General features: G+C 66.0%; 13 protein-coding genes and 1 tRNA gene. 5 read left to right on the forward strand and 9 right to left on the reverse strand.

Translation table 11 applies throughout. The features are described 5' to 3' along the window. Position 1: 1 nt before the first annotated feature. Positions 2-1,171 (forward strand): FAD-dependent monooxygenase, encoded by a 1,170-nt coding sequence (locus ACHMWQ_RS18610; protein ID WP_396308593.1) that lies wholly within the window; start codon positions 2-4, stop codon positions 1,169-1,171. Here the strand turns inward: ACHMWQ_RS18610 and ACHMWQ_RS18615 are convergent. Together ACHMWQ_RS18615 and ACHMWQ_RS18620 are read right to left on the reverse strand one after the other, a co-directional pair. Continuing rightward, positions 1,168-2,631 carry a diguanylate cyclase gene (locus ACHMWQ_RS18615; RefSeq protein WP_396308594.1) on the reverse strand — a complete coding sequence of 488 codons (1,464 nt, stop codon included), beginning with the start codon at positions 2,629-2,631 and terminating at the stop codon, positions 1,168-1,170. The two genes, ACHMWQ_RS18610 and ACHMWQ_RS18615, sit on opposite strands and share 4 nt — an antisense overlap. A gap of 147 nt (positions 2,632-2,778) precedes the next feature. Continuing rightward, positions 2,779-4,362 carry an AMP-binding protein gene (locus tag ACHMWQ_RS18620; protein WP_396308595.1) on the reverse strand — a complete coding sequence of 528 codons (1,584 nt, stop codon included), beginning with the start codon at positions 4,360-4,362 and terminating at the stop codon, positions 2,779-2,781. Between the two features lie 207 nt (positions 4,363-4,569). Here ACHMWQ_RS18620 and ACHMWQ_RS18625 point away from each other — a divergent pair, with 207 nt between their 5' ends. Next, complete coding sequence (locus ACHMWQ_RS18625; RefSeq protein WP_396308596.1) at positions 4,570-5,247, forward strand: PadR family transcriptional regulator; 678 nt, start codon at positions 4,570-4,572, stop codon at positions 5,245-5,247. Between the two features lie 12 nt (positions 5,248-5,259). Here ACHMWQ_RS18625 and ACHMWQ_RS18630 read toward each other — a convergent pair. From ACHMWQ_RS18630 to ACHMWQ_RS18640, 3 genes are all read right to left on the reverse strand, one after another. Beyond that, positions 5,260-5,344: transfer RNA gene (locus tag ACHMWQ_RS18630), tRNA-Leu, on the reverse strand. Positions 5,345-5,516: 172 nt separating this feature from the next. Then, a complete protein-coding gene (locus tag ACHMWQ_RS18635; protein ID WP_396308597.1) occupies positions 5,517-6,488 on the reverse strand; it encodes a hypothetical protein in 972 nt (323 codons plus the stop codon). A 314-nt stretch (positions 6,489-6,802) separates the two neighbouring features. Further along, positions 6,803-7,162, reverse strand: a complete 360-nt coding sequence (locus tag ACHMWQ_RS18640) for a PepSY domain-containing protein (RefSeq protein WP_396308598.1) — start codon at positions 7,160-7,162, stop codon at positions 6,803-6,805. Positions 7,163-7,571: 409 nt separating this feature from the next. Between ACHMWQ_RS18640 and ACHMWQ_RS18645 the strand changes: the two genes are divergently transcribed. Next, positions 7,572-8,534 carry a helix-turn-helix transcriptional regulator gene (locus ACHMWQ_RS18645; protein WP_396308599.1) on the forward strand — a complete coding sequence of 321 codons (963 nt, stop codon included), beginning with the start codon at positions 7,572-7,574 and terminating at the stop codon, positions 8,532-8,534. A gap of 160 nt (positions 8,535-8,694) precedes the next feature. Further along, positions 8,695-9,393 (forward strand): hypothetical protein, encoded by a 699-nt coding sequence (locus ACHMWQ_RS18650; RefSeq protein WP_396308600.1) that lies wholly within the window; start codon positions 8,695-8,697, stop codon positions 9,391-9,393. Between the two features lie 6 nt (positions 9,394-9,399). Here ACHMWQ_RS18650 and ACHMWQ_RS18655 read toward each other — a convergent pair whose 3' ends face one another. Then, complete coding sequence (locus ACHMWQ_RS18655; RefSeq protein ID WP_396308601.1) at positions 9,400-10,281, reverse strand: LysR substrate-binding domain-containing protein; 882 nt, start codon at positions 10,279-10,281, stop codon at positions 9,400-9,402. Positions 10,282-10,411: 130 nt separating this feature from the next. Here ACHMWQ_RS18655 and ACHMWQ_RS18660 point away from each other — a divergent pair, with 130 nt between their 5' ends. After that, on the forward strand, positions 10,412-11,311 hold the full coding sequence (locus ACHMWQ_RS18660; RefSeq protein ID WP_396308602.1) for a DMT family transporter: 900 nt from the start codon (positions 10,412-10,414) through the stop codon (positions 11,309-11,311). Positions 11,312-11,380: 69 nt separating this feature from the next. Here the strand turns inward: ACHMWQ_RS18660 and ACHMWQ_RS18665 are convergent, their stop codons facing one another. The 3 genes from ACHMWQ_RS18665 to ACHMWQ_RS18675 all read right to left on the reverse strand — a co-directional run bounded on the left by ACHMWQ_RS18665 (position 11,381) and on the right by ACHMWQ_RS18675 (position 13,153). Beyond that, positions 11,381-11,725: a hypothetical protein gene (locus tag ACHMWQ_RS18665; protein WP_396308603.1), complete on the reverse strand. Its 345-nt coding sequence runs from the start codon at positions 11,723-11,725 to the stop codon at positions 11,381-11,383. Positions 11,726-11,797: 72 nt separating this feature from the next. Next, entirely contained in the window at positions 11,798-12,295 is a 498-nt protein-coding gene (gene gpt, locus ACHMWQ_RS18670; RefSeq protein ID WP_354550153.1) for a xanthine phosphoribosyltransferase, read from the reverse strand. A 96-nt stretch (positions 12,296-12,391) separates the two neighbouring features. Next, positions 12,392-13,153 (reverse strand): competence/damage-inducible protein A, encoded by a 762-nt coding sequence (locus ACHMWQ_RS18675; protein ID WP_396308604.1) that lies wholly within the window; start codon positions 13,151-13,153, stop codon positions 12,392-12,394. Positions 13,154-13,331 lie beyond the last annotated feature (178 nt).

Raw genomic sequence — 13,331 nt, forward strand, 5'->3', positions numbered from 1 at the left:
CATGACGTCGATCCGCGTCGGAATTGCAGGCGCGGGCATCGCGGGCCTGACCACAGCCCTCGCGCTGGCGCGACGGGGCATCGCCTCGACCGTGATCGAGCGTGCGCCGCAATTGTCGGAAGTCGGCGCGGGACTGCAGATCTCGCCCAATGCCGGGCGCATCCTGGAATCGCTGGACCTGACCGAAGCGCTGGATCGCGCAGCGGTGCTGCCCGAGGCGATCGACATGCGCTCGGGCCGGACCGGCGAGCCGATCGTCAGCCTGCCGCTGGGCGAGAGCGCCCGCCGGGCCTATGGCGCGCCCTACCGGCTGCTGCATCGCGCCGATCTTCAAGCCATCCTGCTCGAAGCCGTCCAGGCGGAGCCGCGGATCGAATTGCGGCTCGGCGCCGAGGCGACGTCGGTGCGCCAGACGCGCGACAGCGCCACGCTGTCGGTGGGCGACGAGACGCTCGATTTCGACGCCATGATCGTGGCCGACGGCGTACGCTCCAAACTGAAGCAGGCTGTCGATGGCGCCTCGCCGCCCCGGCCGAACGGCCGCACGGCCTGGCGATCGACCATTCCCGTCGGGATCGCGCCGCGCGACCTGCCGCATGAGCGCACCACTGTGCTGCTGAGCCGCGATGCCCATGTCGTCATCTATCCGCTGCGCAGCGCCCGCCTGATCAACATCATCGTCGTGATCGAGGAAGACTGGGGCGACGATAGCTGGAGCGGCCCGGGCGCCGCCGAGGTTCTGCGCCAGCGCTTCGATCGCGACAGCACGCGCTACATCAGCCGGCTGACCGAGCTCGACCTGCAATGGACGCGCTGGTGCCTGACGGAAGTGGCCCCGACCGGCACCTGGGTCGATGGCCGGATCGCGCTGATCGGCGATGCCGCGCACGCCATGCTGCCCTTCCTGGCGCAAGGCGCAGCGATGGCGATCGAGGATGCAGACGTGATAGCGCGCGAACTGTCCAATGCGCCCGTCCCCGACGCGCTGCAACGCTACCAGGCGCAGCGCCGCCCCCGGGTGATGCGGGTCTGGAAGACGGCCCGCCAGGCCGGGCAGATCTATCATCTGGGCGGCCCGATGGCGACCGCCCGCGACCTCGCCATGACGGCGCTGGGCGGCCGGAGGCTTCTGCAGCGTTACGACTGGATCTATGGCTGGCGGTCGTCCTAGAGCGTTGCCGGGCTGGTCCGGCTCGGCGCCGCAAAGAGGACGATCCGGTTCCGCCCCATCGCCTTCGCCTGGTAGAGCGCGGCGTCGGCGAGCGGCAGCATCTCGATCACGCCGCCCGCCGGATGGCGCACGCGGTGCACGACGCCGATCGAAATGCTGACCCGGATATCGGTCCCGCCGGCAGACACGGACAAGCGCTCCACCGTATGGCGCAGCCGCTCTGCCATGGCGACGGCGTCGTCGCAGGGAATGTCCGGCAGGGTGATCGCAAACTCCTCGCCGCCGACCCGGCCGAACAGATCGTGGCGCCGAAGCTCGCCGGCGATCGCATCGGTCACCGCGATCAGGACCGCGTCGCCCGCCGCATGGCCATGCTGGTCATTGACCCGCTTGAAGTGGTCGATGTCGATCATCAGCACGGCAACGCCGGAAAAGAGATTGGCACGCGGCTTGGCGAGCAGCACGGCGCTGCGCTCGAGATAGGCGCGACGCGCCAGGATGTCGGTCAGGCCGTCCATGCTGACGGCGCGATCGAGACGGGCCAGCAGTTTCCTTTGCATGACCGAGATGGTCGCGACCGTCAGCGGCCCCATCGCCAGCAGGGTCAGGCCGAGGCGGAAGGAAGTCTTGCTGTCGAGCAGATCGTCGGAGGGCATCAGGACGTAGAGATCGGCCGACTCCGCCGCCAGCATGGCGAGGCTCGTGATCATCACCAGCAGGGTCGTCGGGAACAATCCGTAGGTGAGCGAACACCAGAGCAGCGCGGGCACCGGAAACGCGATCGCGCCCGGCCCGCCAATGGCGACGGACCCCACCACCGAGAGGCAGAGCGCCGCCATGGGCATCGTCGTCTTGGCATCGGGCTCGAAGTTGACCAGTGAAGTGGCGAGCTTCTCCAGGTCCCACACCGCCGGCAGGGTCAGCAGAACCGGCAGGATGATGACGTAGTTGCTGAGCTCGGTGGTGAACCAGAAGGCGATGCCGGTGCGGATCGAGAAATTCGACAGGACAGGCGCGATCAGGCAACCCACCACGGCCGAAGTGCCGGCGGCGGCGACGCAGATCAGCAGCATGCGCAGCACCGACAGGGGATGGCGGAGCGCCCGATCCTCCGCCCCAAGGCGTCGGAACAGGAGCACGCCGCTCGCGACGCCCAGTATGTTGGCGGCCGTCAGCCACAGGCTGGTGGCGAATTCATCACCGCTCAGATAGCCGGCAAAGAGAAACGCCGCCACCGCCGCCAGCCAGCCATAGACGTCCGAGAAGGCCGGACGAATGACGAAGAGGCCAAGCAGGATGGCATTGGCAGGCCAGAAGGCCGCGACGAATCCGAGTGGCCGGGTCAGAATGCCGAGTTCAGCGGCGCAGAACACGACCAGCGCAACCCAGCCTATCGATCGAAGCCGGTCGAGGATCGCGTCGATCCCGCTTCGAATGCGCTCGGTGTTGCTGTTCATCATGTCCGCTTTGGTCGCAACATGCCGGATCGGCTCGATCCGCTGGGGTAGGACGCAGTTTCGAAAGGCGCGGACGCCGTCATCGCCACGATGCGCAACGAACCTCCGGCACAAGCGCCTTCCCGTTCCCGCGCATCATGCACGCAAACCCTATCCCCGCGCCAACGCCGCGATCGCCAGATAGTCCGTCTTGCCCGTCGCCAGCATCGGCAGCGCTTCGATGGTGACGATCCGCTTCGGCACCATGATTTCCGGCACGCCATGCAGCTTGGCGGAAGCGATCAGCGCATTGCGGTCCGCCTCGACCCGGTCGGTCACCAGCACGATCTGCTCGCCCTTGCGCTCGTCCGGCACCGAGACGGCGGCGTGGATATTGTCCGGCCAGACCTGCGCCGCATAGGCTTCGACCGCCGCCAGCGAGATCATCTCGCCGCCGATCTTGGCAAAGCGCTTGGCGCGGCCGCGAATGGTGATGTAGCCGTCCGAATCGAGCGTGACGATATCGCCGGTGTCGTGCCAGCCATCCGGGGTCTTCTCCAGGACGCCCGGCGCGCTTTCGCGCATGTAGCCGAGCATGACGTTCGGCCCCTTGATCCAGAAGCGACCACCTTCCTCGAGGCCCGGCACCGGTTCGATCCGATAGGACATGCCCGGCAGCAACCGGCCGACCGTGCCGTCGCGATGATAGAGCGGCGTATTGGCAGAGACGACGGGCGCCGCCTCGGTCGCGCCGTAGCCCTCGAACAGCTCGATGCCGAAGCGGTCGCGCCAGAGCGTGCGGGTCGCCGGCTTGATCTTCTCGGCGCCGAGCACCACAAGCCGCAGCTTGGCGAAATCCTCGGGCTCGGCCATGCGCGCCCAGCCGGCCGCGAAGGTATCGGTACCGATCAGGATGGTCGAGCCGCTATCGCGCACCAGCGCCGGGATCTGCTTGTAGTGCAGCGGCGTCGGATAGAAGAACACGCGCATGCCGATCGCGAACGGCGCGATCAGGCCGACCGTCATGCCGAAGGAATGGAACACCGGCAGCGGATTGAACAGCGAATCGTCCGATTTCAGCTCCAGCGTCCGCAGGAACTGCTCGACATTGGCGAGCACGTTGGCATGCGTCAGGGCCACGCCCTTCGGCGCTCCCTCCGAGCCGGAGGTGAACAGCAGGACGGCGATGTCGTCCGGCTTGACACGGGAAAGCGCATGCAGCGGACGCGCCAGCCAGGACGAGACGACCCCGCGCAGCTTGTCGAACTTGCTGACGGTCTTGCCGATGTCCTCGAGCCACAGGATCTCGACATGCGCCTGCAGCGCCGCGACGAGTTCTTCCAGCTTGCCCTCGGCGATGAAGCGGCGCGAGGAAATCACATGCTTGATGTCGGCCGCCTTGCAGGCGACGAGCAGGTTCTTCGGCCCGGCGGAAAAGTTGAGCATGGCCGGCACCCGGCCAAACGCCACCAGGCCGAAAAAGGCCGGCGCCACAGTGGCGACGTTGGGCAGCAGCAGGCCGACCCGCTCGCCGCGCTTCGTCTTCGCCGCAAAGACCCGGCCCAGCACCTGCGCGCCGATGACGACGCGATCGAAGGTCATGGGCTTGCGCTGATTGTCCTCGATCACCTCGCGCTTGCCGCCGAAGCGGGCGCGCGAATCGAGCAGCATGCCGAACAGCGTCTTTCGCCAGCGCTTCTCGTCGAGCGGAATCGCCTGCGTGGCAGGGCTGGGAATGGCAGTCGGCATGTCCATAGGCGCTGGTTCGCTCTGCTACGGGGTCAGTCGGGCCGCGCATCATCCGAACGGCGCGTCAACATACAATGACGAGCGACACAGAAGCGAGGTCAGCGTGACCGCCGCCTCGCCTGCGGCTGCGCCGCGACATGTCGTAAGATATATCTTGACGCGAAAGCGCGATCGATTTAGCGATTTTGTATCTTACGATATATCGGAGCGATCTTGCCTCATACCCCTCCGGGAGATCCGCGCGCCGCCCAGGGCCGTGGCCTGTTGTCGATGGCCCGCCGCGGCGACAGCCCCGAAAGCCCGGTCTCAGGCCGCGCGCCGCTGGGCGGAAGGGGCGGCGACGGATTCCGTGTCGGCCGCATGGTCGCCGATGGCGATCTGCGCCTGGTGGTGCTCTCGCTGCTCGCGGATCTGCCCCGTCATGGCTACGACATCATCAAGGCCATCGAGGAACTGACCAGCGGCAGCTACAGCCCGAGCCCGGGCGTGATCTATCCGACCCTCAACTATCTCGAGGAGGCGGGCCACGCGACGGCGAGCAGCCAGGGCAACAAGAAGGTCTATTCCATCTCGCCGATGGGCACGGCCTATCTGGCGGAGAACCGGCTCGCGGTCGACGTGATCCTCGACCATCTAGACCGGATCGGCCGCCGCATCGCGCAGGCGCGGGAATGGTTCGGGCGCGGCGAGGCCGCCTTGCGCGACGACCGGCCCGATCGCGACATTCCCGGCGTCATTCCCGAAATGAACGACGCACGGCGCGCCTTGAAGGCGGCGATCGCCTCGAAGATCAGCGCAAGCTCGATCGAGCAGCACCGCGTCGTGGAAATCCTGATGCGCGCGGTCGCGGAAATCCGCGCCGACCACCCGGAAGACGGCATCGACATCTAGGTTTTCCGGCGCTGGTGCGGGCGGCGGGGATCGAACCCGCATGACCGAGGTCGAGGGATTTTAAGTCCCTTGCGTCTACCAGTTTCGCCACGCCCGCAGCGGCGGCTTTCTGCCATCTTGGCGGCGTGCTGGATAGGGGAATTGCACAACTCGCAACGCGGCTGTGCAAAATCGTGTCGCGAACGCCGCAAAACCCGGAGAGGCCGACACCCGGCCCTACCCCGAGCGTGTCGCTTCTCTAGCATTCGCTCTGGCATCGCGGGGCTGGCCTAGGCCGATGCCGCTGGCTCCAAAAAGGCGCTGCGGAGTTCTTCCCAGCCATGATCGGCGATCGACTGGCGGAGCAGCCAACGCTGGCGGTTTGTTTCCTCGGGATTGGCGAGCGCCGCCTGCCAGATGGCGCTGGCGGCCTCCGTCTCGCCAGTGGCGTAGAGGCACATGGCATAGGTGTGGCGCGCGAAGATCAGGTCGCCCTTTTCGCAGGCCGCCCCCTGCCGGGCCGCCTGCAGCGCCGGTCCCATCCGTCCCTTGGCCCGCAGATGCGCCGAGAGATTGAGCCAGTAGGTCGCGACCTTGGCCCGATCCTGCCGCCGGGCGCGAATTGCCTCTCGCTCGCGGGTGCCGTCGAACACCAGCGACCGGATCAGCGCGCTGATGGTCCGGTTCTGGCTGAACCAGTCGAGCGCATGATGGCCCGAGAACGGCATCTTGATGGGCGTCAAAGGATGGCGCTGCCGGATCAGATCGGCATGCCGTTGGTCGTTGCGATTGTGGGGGTCGAAAAAGATGTAGCCGCCGACCGGGGCGATCTGCGCCACGGCATCATACCGGCAGGCCAGCGTATCCTGCTCGCTTTGCCAGCGCCGCTCCCACGGCACGGTGCGGATATCGGCCGAGAATTGCGGTGCGAACAGCAGCACGCGGTCGAGCGACAGGCGCTCGGAGAAATTGAGCGCGCCATAGCCGCCCATGCTCGAGCCGTAGCCGACGCGCTGCCGACTGCCCAGCCGCTGGTTGATGCGGTCAACGACCTCATCCATCTCGGCATGCTGGTACCAGTGATTGCCATGGGATTTCACGGCCACGACATTGATGTTGTTGGTCGAGAAATAGCGCAGGCCAAACGCGGGACGGTCCGGATCCTGGCGGTTGTACCAGGGATCAAAGCAGACCACCGCCGGCCCATCGTTCTGCAAATCCGCCCATACCCGGTAAGACTGACCGGAGAACAGCTCTTCCATGCGATATCTCTGCGCTAAAACGAAACTACATTCGAACTAATTTCAAACTGGCCGCGACGACACGAATGCAGCGGCGCCGATGCTTCCAAGACTGAAGATACACTATCGACAACGGGCAAAGGCTTCCAGTCCCGCAATGCGACATGAAAAGGCGCCGTAAGGATTTGGGCGGAGATGCAGGCAGGCAATGGAAGCGCAGCTATCCTCGACCCGCCTATCACCGCGGCACGGCGCGGGCACCGAGCCCCAACAAGGCGGATACAAAAGGGGCCCAGCCTTTCGGGCTGGACCCCTTTCGCATCTGAGGAAACGTATCAGCGACGGTAGCGCTGGACGTCCATCACTTCGCCGCTGCGGGCGCTGATGGTGACGCGGATGTCCCGACCGCGATAATCCTCGCCGTCGACGATCCAGGCGCGGCCGCGTCGGCCAACGCTGTTCACATCGGCCATGCCAGCGCCGCGTGCGATGCGACGCGCATCGCGCGGGCCGATTCCGCGATCGTAACTGTCCTGGCGATCCTGCCGGTCGTAGCGGTCATAGCCGCGGCCCTGCTGCGGCACGACCCGGACACCGCCCTCGTCGATGATGACGCCCTGCGCGGAGACCGCGGGCACCACGCCGATCAGGGCGGAAGCAAAGAGGGTCGTTGCGAGTAGAATTCGAAGTCTCATGGGAGATCTCCTCCACGTGGGGCCGGCGCGTTGCCAATCCCAATCGGCAAGCAAACGCGGCCCGCCGATGTAAGGTTCCTCAAGGTCACGACGAGACAGGCACCCCCTACTGTCTTACGCGGCCCATTTCAGTCGTCGGTGTGAAAGATGCCGATCTCTACGGGCATATCTTCAAGTGCGGAACAAAATACCCTAGGGTTGCGGCGAGGCGCGCATGCACAGACGCAGATCCTATCTGACGAAGGCACTCTCCGAGCTTGGCGAGGTCGCGGACGCAGCCGCGCTCGAGCCGGGGCGCTGGGCCGACTTCATCGACCTGCTTCGCCAGAAGACACTGGATTCGAAGGTCACCTTTCAGGTCCTCGACCATGAAGCATCCAAGTCCCTGACGATCCACAGCAGCGGCTTCATGGACAGCACGCTACGCAACTACGCCGACTACTATGTCCGGATATCGCCCTGGCGCGATTTGATGATCCGCTCCACCGTCAAGCGCCCCGTATGGTCCGACCACCTGCTGCCCCCAGAAGAGTTCCGCAAGACGGAGTTCTACCATGACCTGGCACGCCCCGAAGGACAGATGGATAGCGCCACCGGCATATCCCTGATCAAGGAGGGAAGCCGCGCGGCCGTACTCGCGGCGCATTACGATGGGAGATTCGGGCAGGAGATGCACAGCTTTGTCGGGTCGATCCTGCAAGGGATCGGCGGGCGAATGCGTCAATCGCTGGACATAAACCGAGTGCTCGCGCAGGCGACGCCACGCTTTCGAGGGGACGTTTCCTTGCTGCATGCGCTCGAAACTCCCGCCCTGATCGTCACGGCCAGCGGCAAGGTCATCGCGTCGAACCAGGCGCTGGCCGACATCCTCGGCCGCAACGATGCGGTTGCCATCGGCAGCGGCGACCTGCTGCGTTTCGGATTGCCCGAGGTTCAGGCGCTGTTTCTGGAACGGCTGCGTCACCGCGGCGACGGGCTGCGCTATCAACCGCCTCCCGACGACCTCGTCCTCAACCATCCCGAGACGCCGATGACGATCTCGATCCTGCCGATCGCCGGCCCTCTTCCCGACACGACCGGCGTGGGCGTGCTCTTCCCCTCAGCCGCCAGTTTCCTGGTCGTGCTGCGCCCCTACGGCAAGGCCGATTCCGTCGACCAGGCGCGCAGGCGGCTGGTTTCCGACTTCCGGCTGACTCAGGCCGAGATCCGGCTGGTGCTGGCGCTGGAACGCGGCGACAGCCTCAGCGCCTTTGCGGAGGCGAACGGCCTGTCGCTGCACACGGTGCGGACCCATCTGAAGTCCATCTTTTCCAAGACGAACACGCATCGCCAGCATGAGCTCGTGGCGCTGACGGGTCGCCTCCGGCGATAGGACCGGCAGGGCCGCCTGCGATCGCGAGGGCGGCGATACGACCCAGCCCAACATTAGACCTTCAAATCCCCTCCCTCCCGCTGCTACATCGGCGCGGGGGAATCGTGGCACCACGACGGCTCGCCCAAGCTTTGGAAGACGAGCCATAGAGGGTGCTCCCATGACCGATCCCGTTTCGCATCGCCAAGCCCTGGCGGTGGAACCTTTTGCTGTCCTGAGCCGCGTGCCGGCCATCGGCAATCTCATTCTCGGCGTGCGCGCGGACGGCGCCTTGCTGGAAGGCATCGGCGCGATCGATACCGCCACGCTGGAGGATGGCTACGCCGTGCTCCGCGGACCCGGCCGCGAGACGCGGCTCGAACTCGCCGCCATCGCCCAGATCGTCACCGACCAGATGGTGATGAAGAACGTCCTGCCCTTCCTCGAAATCCTTGATGCCGAGGGCAATACGATCGCCAAGCTCACCGCGCTCGACGGGCTGGAGGGCTTCGATGCGGCGCTCGATGGCCTTGCGCGCACGCCGCTCGACGCCGCCCCGGCCGCCGCCCGCCCCGGTCCGGGCGATGAGCCCGCCGACGGTCCGCTCAAGGCCGCAGAAGCCGCCGGCAAGCCGGTCACGCTCCAGGCCGTGAAGACCGGCGTCGTGCACCGCTGGACCGGCACGCTGACCAGCGTTTCGTTCAGCCATGGCTTCCTGAATGCCATGCAGCCCGACATGCACCTACATATCCGCGCCGGCGCGATCACCTCGTGGAACAGGGAAAGCGTCGGCGGCTCCGAAGTATTCAGCGCGATCGACGGCGCGGGCAAGGCGATCGGCCTCACCCTGACGGCCGAAGCCGGCGCCCTCGCCGGCTAGGCGACCTCAAGCGGCGCGCGCAAGGCCTTCCCTTTCGCAAAAGGCGATGACGAGGTCGGCCAGGTCCCGGACGGGACGGCGCGCGCCCGATGCCACCCGCAGCGCGAGTTCGGTCGGGGGCACGGACGGAAAGCCCTCGCCCGACAGCACCGCATAGGCCGGGCGGACCGCCCGCGCCTCGACCAGCGCGACGCCGAGGCCGCCTGCGATCGCCGCCTCGATGCCGATCAGGCTGGCGCATTCATAGGCCACCCGCCAGCGCCGCCCGGACGATTCCAGCGCATGCACGGCGCGGTCGCGATAGCGGCAGCCCTGCGGAAAGGCGATCAGCGGCACCGGATCGGCGCGCTTCCAATCGAGATCGCGTGCGCCGACCCAGACGAGCCGCTCCGGCCAGACGCCTTCGGCGGGACCGCCGCCGGCGTCGCGCTTCATCAGCACGATATCGAGATCGCCGCGTCCCAGCCCGCGCTCCAGTTCCACGGAAAGGTCGCATCGCACGTCGAGCCGGCATTCCGGGCGGAGCCGCGCGAATTCCGCCACCAACCCGGTCAGTTCCGCAACCGCGAAATCCTCGGTCAGGCCGAGGCGGACATGCTCCGACGCCAGCGACGCGCCGACGACGCTGCGCGCCTCCTCTGACAGCGCGAGGATGCGGCGGGCGTAGCCGACCAGGCGCTCGCCTTCGCGCGTGAGCGTCACGCCCCTTCCCTCGCGAAGCAGGAGTTGCGTTCCCGCGAGATCCTCGAGCTTGCGGATCTGCTGGCTGATCGTCGACTGCGTCCGGTGCACCCGCTCGCCGGCACGGGTGAAGCCCCCGGCATCGACGACCGAGACAAAGGTTTTCAGGAGATCGAGATCGAAAATGGCGCACCTCGGAGCAGGCATTCGATTATCGAATGCATAACATCCGAACATTGAATTTCCAAATGCTGCGCCAAGCGCCTATTCCATGCCTTGCCCGGCTCCGGCCGGATGTTGAAACAGCAGGCAGGCGGAAATGACGGATCGAGTGGCAATGAGAGCAGCAACGCCCAGGGCCCGTGTCGAGCATGGCAACAGCCTGGCCGATCTCGGGCTGATCGCGCTGTTCTGCCTGATCTGGAGCTCGGCTTTCGCGGCGGCGAAATTCGCGCTGCCAGACTGTCCGCCGCTGATCCTGCTCTCGAGTCGCTTCCTGGCCGCCGGGGTGATCCTGCTCCTCTTGGCCAAGATCGCCGGCCGCCTCGAGCGGCTGGATCGGCGCAAGGTCGCGAGCTGGGCCATTCTCGGCGCCTTCAACAGCGCGCTCTATCTCGGCCTCAGCTATTCCGGCATGGCGACTGTATCCTCCGCCTTCACGGCCGTGCTGATCAGCGCCAATCCGCTGCTCACCGCGCTGGTCGCGGCGCCGGTGCTGGGCGAAAAGCTCTCGGCGCTCAAGCTGGGCGGGCTGCTGCTTGGCATGCTCGGTGTCGCCATCCTGCTGCGCTCGCGGCTCTCGGGCGGCATCGAGGACGGACACGGCACGCTTCTGGTCCTGGCCGGCCTGGTCGCGCTGGTCGCCGGCACCATCTTGTTCAAGAAGCTGAAGCCCGGCGGCGACCTTTGGACCGGCACGGCGATCCAGTCGCTCGCGGCGGGCATCCTGCTGCTGCCCGTTGCGCTCGCGACCGAAAGCCTCGGCGATATACGCCTGACGCCCGCGCTCATCGGCGGCTGGAGCTATCTGGTGATCGCCGCCTCGATCGGCGGCTACCTGCTCTGGTTCCGCCTGCTGCAGAAGAAGACGGCGACGGAAGCCTCGTCGCTGCATTTCCTGATGCCCCCGCTCGGCCTCTTCTTCGGCTGGTTGATCTTTCGCGAGCCGGTCAGCCTCGTCGATTGCCTGGGGATCGTTCCGATCGCCATCGGGATCGCCATGGTGACGCGCGGCTAACCCGCAAAAAGAAAAGGCGGCGGCCCCGAAAGGAGCCGCCGCCTTGATATTCCGCGAGGTCAGCGCCGATCAGGCGTTGGGCTCGCCGCCCTCTTCGCGCGAAGCCTTGACCTCGGCGATGAAGTCCTCGGCGTCCTGCTTGGCCGAACGGGCGTGTTCCTCGGCGTCCTTGTTGAAGCGATCGAGCTCCATCTTCAGGCCGCTGACCGAAGGCTTCTCGACGCTGTTGGCATAGGCGATCATGCGCAGCGAGACGGCGAGATCGAGCACCATCGCGGCGAGCAGGCCGTCATCGAGCTGCTTGTCGTCGGCATAGTCCGAGATCAGGTCGTAGAGGGCGTCGCGATGTTCCTCATATTCCTCGGCAAAAGCCTCGAAATCTTCGTCGTCGACGGGCGGGTTCTGATCGGTCATTTCGCTGTCTCCTGAGCGTGTTCGAACGAAGGGCGTGCAGTTCGCGTGAAGAAGACGCGACCGGTCGCGCTTCTAGCCGACGATCGGCGGTTGGAAGGTGAGACCCATGTCCCAGGGGAAATAGATCCACGTATCCTGTGACACTTCGGTGATGAAGGTGTCGACGAGCGGGCGCCCCATCGGCTTGGAATAGAGCGTCGCGTAATGCGCCTTGGGCAGCATCTCGCGCACGAGCCGGGCGGTACGGCCGGTATCGACGAGATCGTCGATCACGAGCACGCCGGCGCCCTCGCCGCCACCGAGATCGACGATCTCCTGGCTGACCGGCTTCAGGACCTTCAACTCGCCCTGTTCTTTGTAGTTCTGGTAGGAGGCGACGCAGATCGTCTCGATCATGCGAATGCCAAGCTCACGCGCCACGATCGCCGCCGGCACCAGGCCGCCGCGGGTCACGCAGACGATGGCCTGCCATTTCTGGTCGCCGGAGAGGCGCCAGGTCAGCGCCCGCGCATCCCGGTGGAACTGGTCCCAGGATACGGGAAACGCCTTGTCGCTGCGAGCGTCCACCATCAAAGTCTCCTGCGCGTGTTGGAAGGCGAACCCTTGGGATGCGGCCCCGCGCCTGGCAATCCGCACATCGGGCGATCCACAGAAATTCCGGTCATGTCAGCCATTCGCCTGCATCAAGGCGGCCACCATCGCCTCGACGGCACGGGCGGCCTCGTCGAGCCGGGCTTCGTCGCGCGAGCGCAGCACGATGTCGGTGGCGAAGGATCCGTCGAGCATCTTCGGATAGCTGCCGATCGAGACATCGGGATAATCGAGCTGGATCTCGCCGAGCTGCTTGGCGATGCGGCCCTCGCCCATGCCGACCGGCACGGTGCGTGACAGCATCCTGGCGCCCGTCGGGATCTTGGCGGCCACCTCGTCGAACATCGCCTGCATGATCGACGGCACGCCGGCCATCACATGCACATTGCCGAGCGTGAAGCCGGGCGCCTTCGATACCTTGTTCAGGATCAGGTCGGCGCCGGCGGGAATGCGCGCCATGCGCATCCGCGCTTCGTTCAACTGGCCGGTCGCATAATGGTCGGTCAGGATGGCGACGGCGCGCGGATCATGGTCGATCGTCACGCCAAAGGCCTTGGCCATCGAATCCGCGGTGATATCGTCATGCGTCGGCCCGATGCCACCGGTCGAGAAGACGTGGTCATAGCGGGCGCGCAGCGCGTTGACCGCGGCGACGATTTCATCCTCGATATCCGGCACGATCCGCACTTCGCGGATGTCGACGCCGATCTGGGTGCAGTATTCGGCGATGTAGCCGATGTTCTTGTCCTTGGTCCGCCCCGAAAGGATCTCGTCGCCGATGACGAGGATCGCTGCGGTGACGACGACAGGCGCCGCTTCAGTGGCAGTTTCGGCCATTCACTAACTCCATCGGTCTGGAATGGGTTTAGCCTCCCCGCGCCGGGCGCTCAAGGGCGAGAGCACGATGCCGGCCAGGACTGCCTTCCAAAACTCGACCATCATCCTGAGGTGCCCGGCGTAGCCGGGCCTCGAAGGAGGGTCCAGGAACTGGCTTGCAGGAAAGCATCAGCCTGCT

Origin of the sequence: Kaistia sp. UC242_56, from assembly GCF_044452255.1 — a bacterium.
GTDB classification, from domain to species: Bacteria; Pseudomonadota; Alphaproteobacteria; order Rhizobiales; family Kaistiaceae; genus Kaistia; species Kaistia defluvii_A.

What these genes read in the sequence shown, in the direction of transcription:
- ACHMWQ_RS18610 (WP_396308593.1), top strand. Translation starts at nt 2, where the DNA reads ATGACGTCGATCCGCGTCGGAATTGCAGGCGCGGGCATCGCGGGCCTG.
- ACHMWQ_RS18615 (WP_396308594.1), bottom strand. Translation starts at nt 2,631, where the DNA reads ATGATGAACAGCAACACCGAGCGCATTCGAAGCGGGATCGACGCGATC.
- ACHMWQ_RS18620 (WP_396308595.1), bottom strand. Translation starts at nt 4,362, where the DNA reads ATGGACATGCCGACTGCCATTCCCAGCCCTGCCACGCAGGCGATTCCG.
- ACHMWQ_RS18635 (WP_396308597.1), bottom strand. Translation starts at nt 6,488, where the DNA reads ATGGAAGAGCTGTTCTCCGGTCAGTCTTACCGGGTATGGGCGGATTTG.
- ACHMWQ_RS18640 (WP_396308598.1), bottom strand. Translation starts at nt 7,162, where the DNA reads ATGAGACTTCGAATTCTACTCGCAACGACCCTCTTTGCTTCCGCCCTG.
- ACHMWQ_RS18645 (WP_396308599.1), top strand. Translation starts at nt 7,572, where the DNA reads ATGGACAGCACGCTACGCAACTACGCCGACTACTATGTCCGGATATCG.
- ACHMWQ_RS18650 (WP_396308600.1), top strand. Translation starts at nt 8,695, where the DNA reads ATGACCGATCCCGTTTCGCATCGCCAAGCCCTGGCGGTGGAACCTTTT.
- ACHMWQ_RS18655 (WP_396308601.1), bottom strand. Translation starts at nt 10,281, where the DNA reads ATGCCTGCTCCGAGGTGCGCCATTTTCGATCTCGATCTCCTGAAAACC.
- ACHMWQ_RS18660 (WP_396308602.1), top strand. Translation starts at nt 10,412, where the DNA reads ATGAGAGCAGCAACGCCCAGGGCCCGTGTCGAGCATGGCAACAGCCTG.
- ACHMWQ_RS18665 (WP_396308603.1), bottom strand. Translation starts at nt 11,725, where the DNA reads ATGACCGATCAGAACCCGCCCGTCGACGACGAAGATTTCGAGGCTTTT.
- gpt (WP_354550153.1), bottom strand. Translation starts at nt 12,295, where the DNA reads ATGGTGGACGCTCGCAGCGACAAGGCGTTTCCCGTATCCTGGGACCAG.
- ACHMWQ_RS18675 (WP_396308604.1), bottom strand. Translation starts at nt 13,153, where the DNA reads ATGGCCGAAACTGCCACTGAAGCGGCGCCTGTCGTCGTCACCGCAGCG.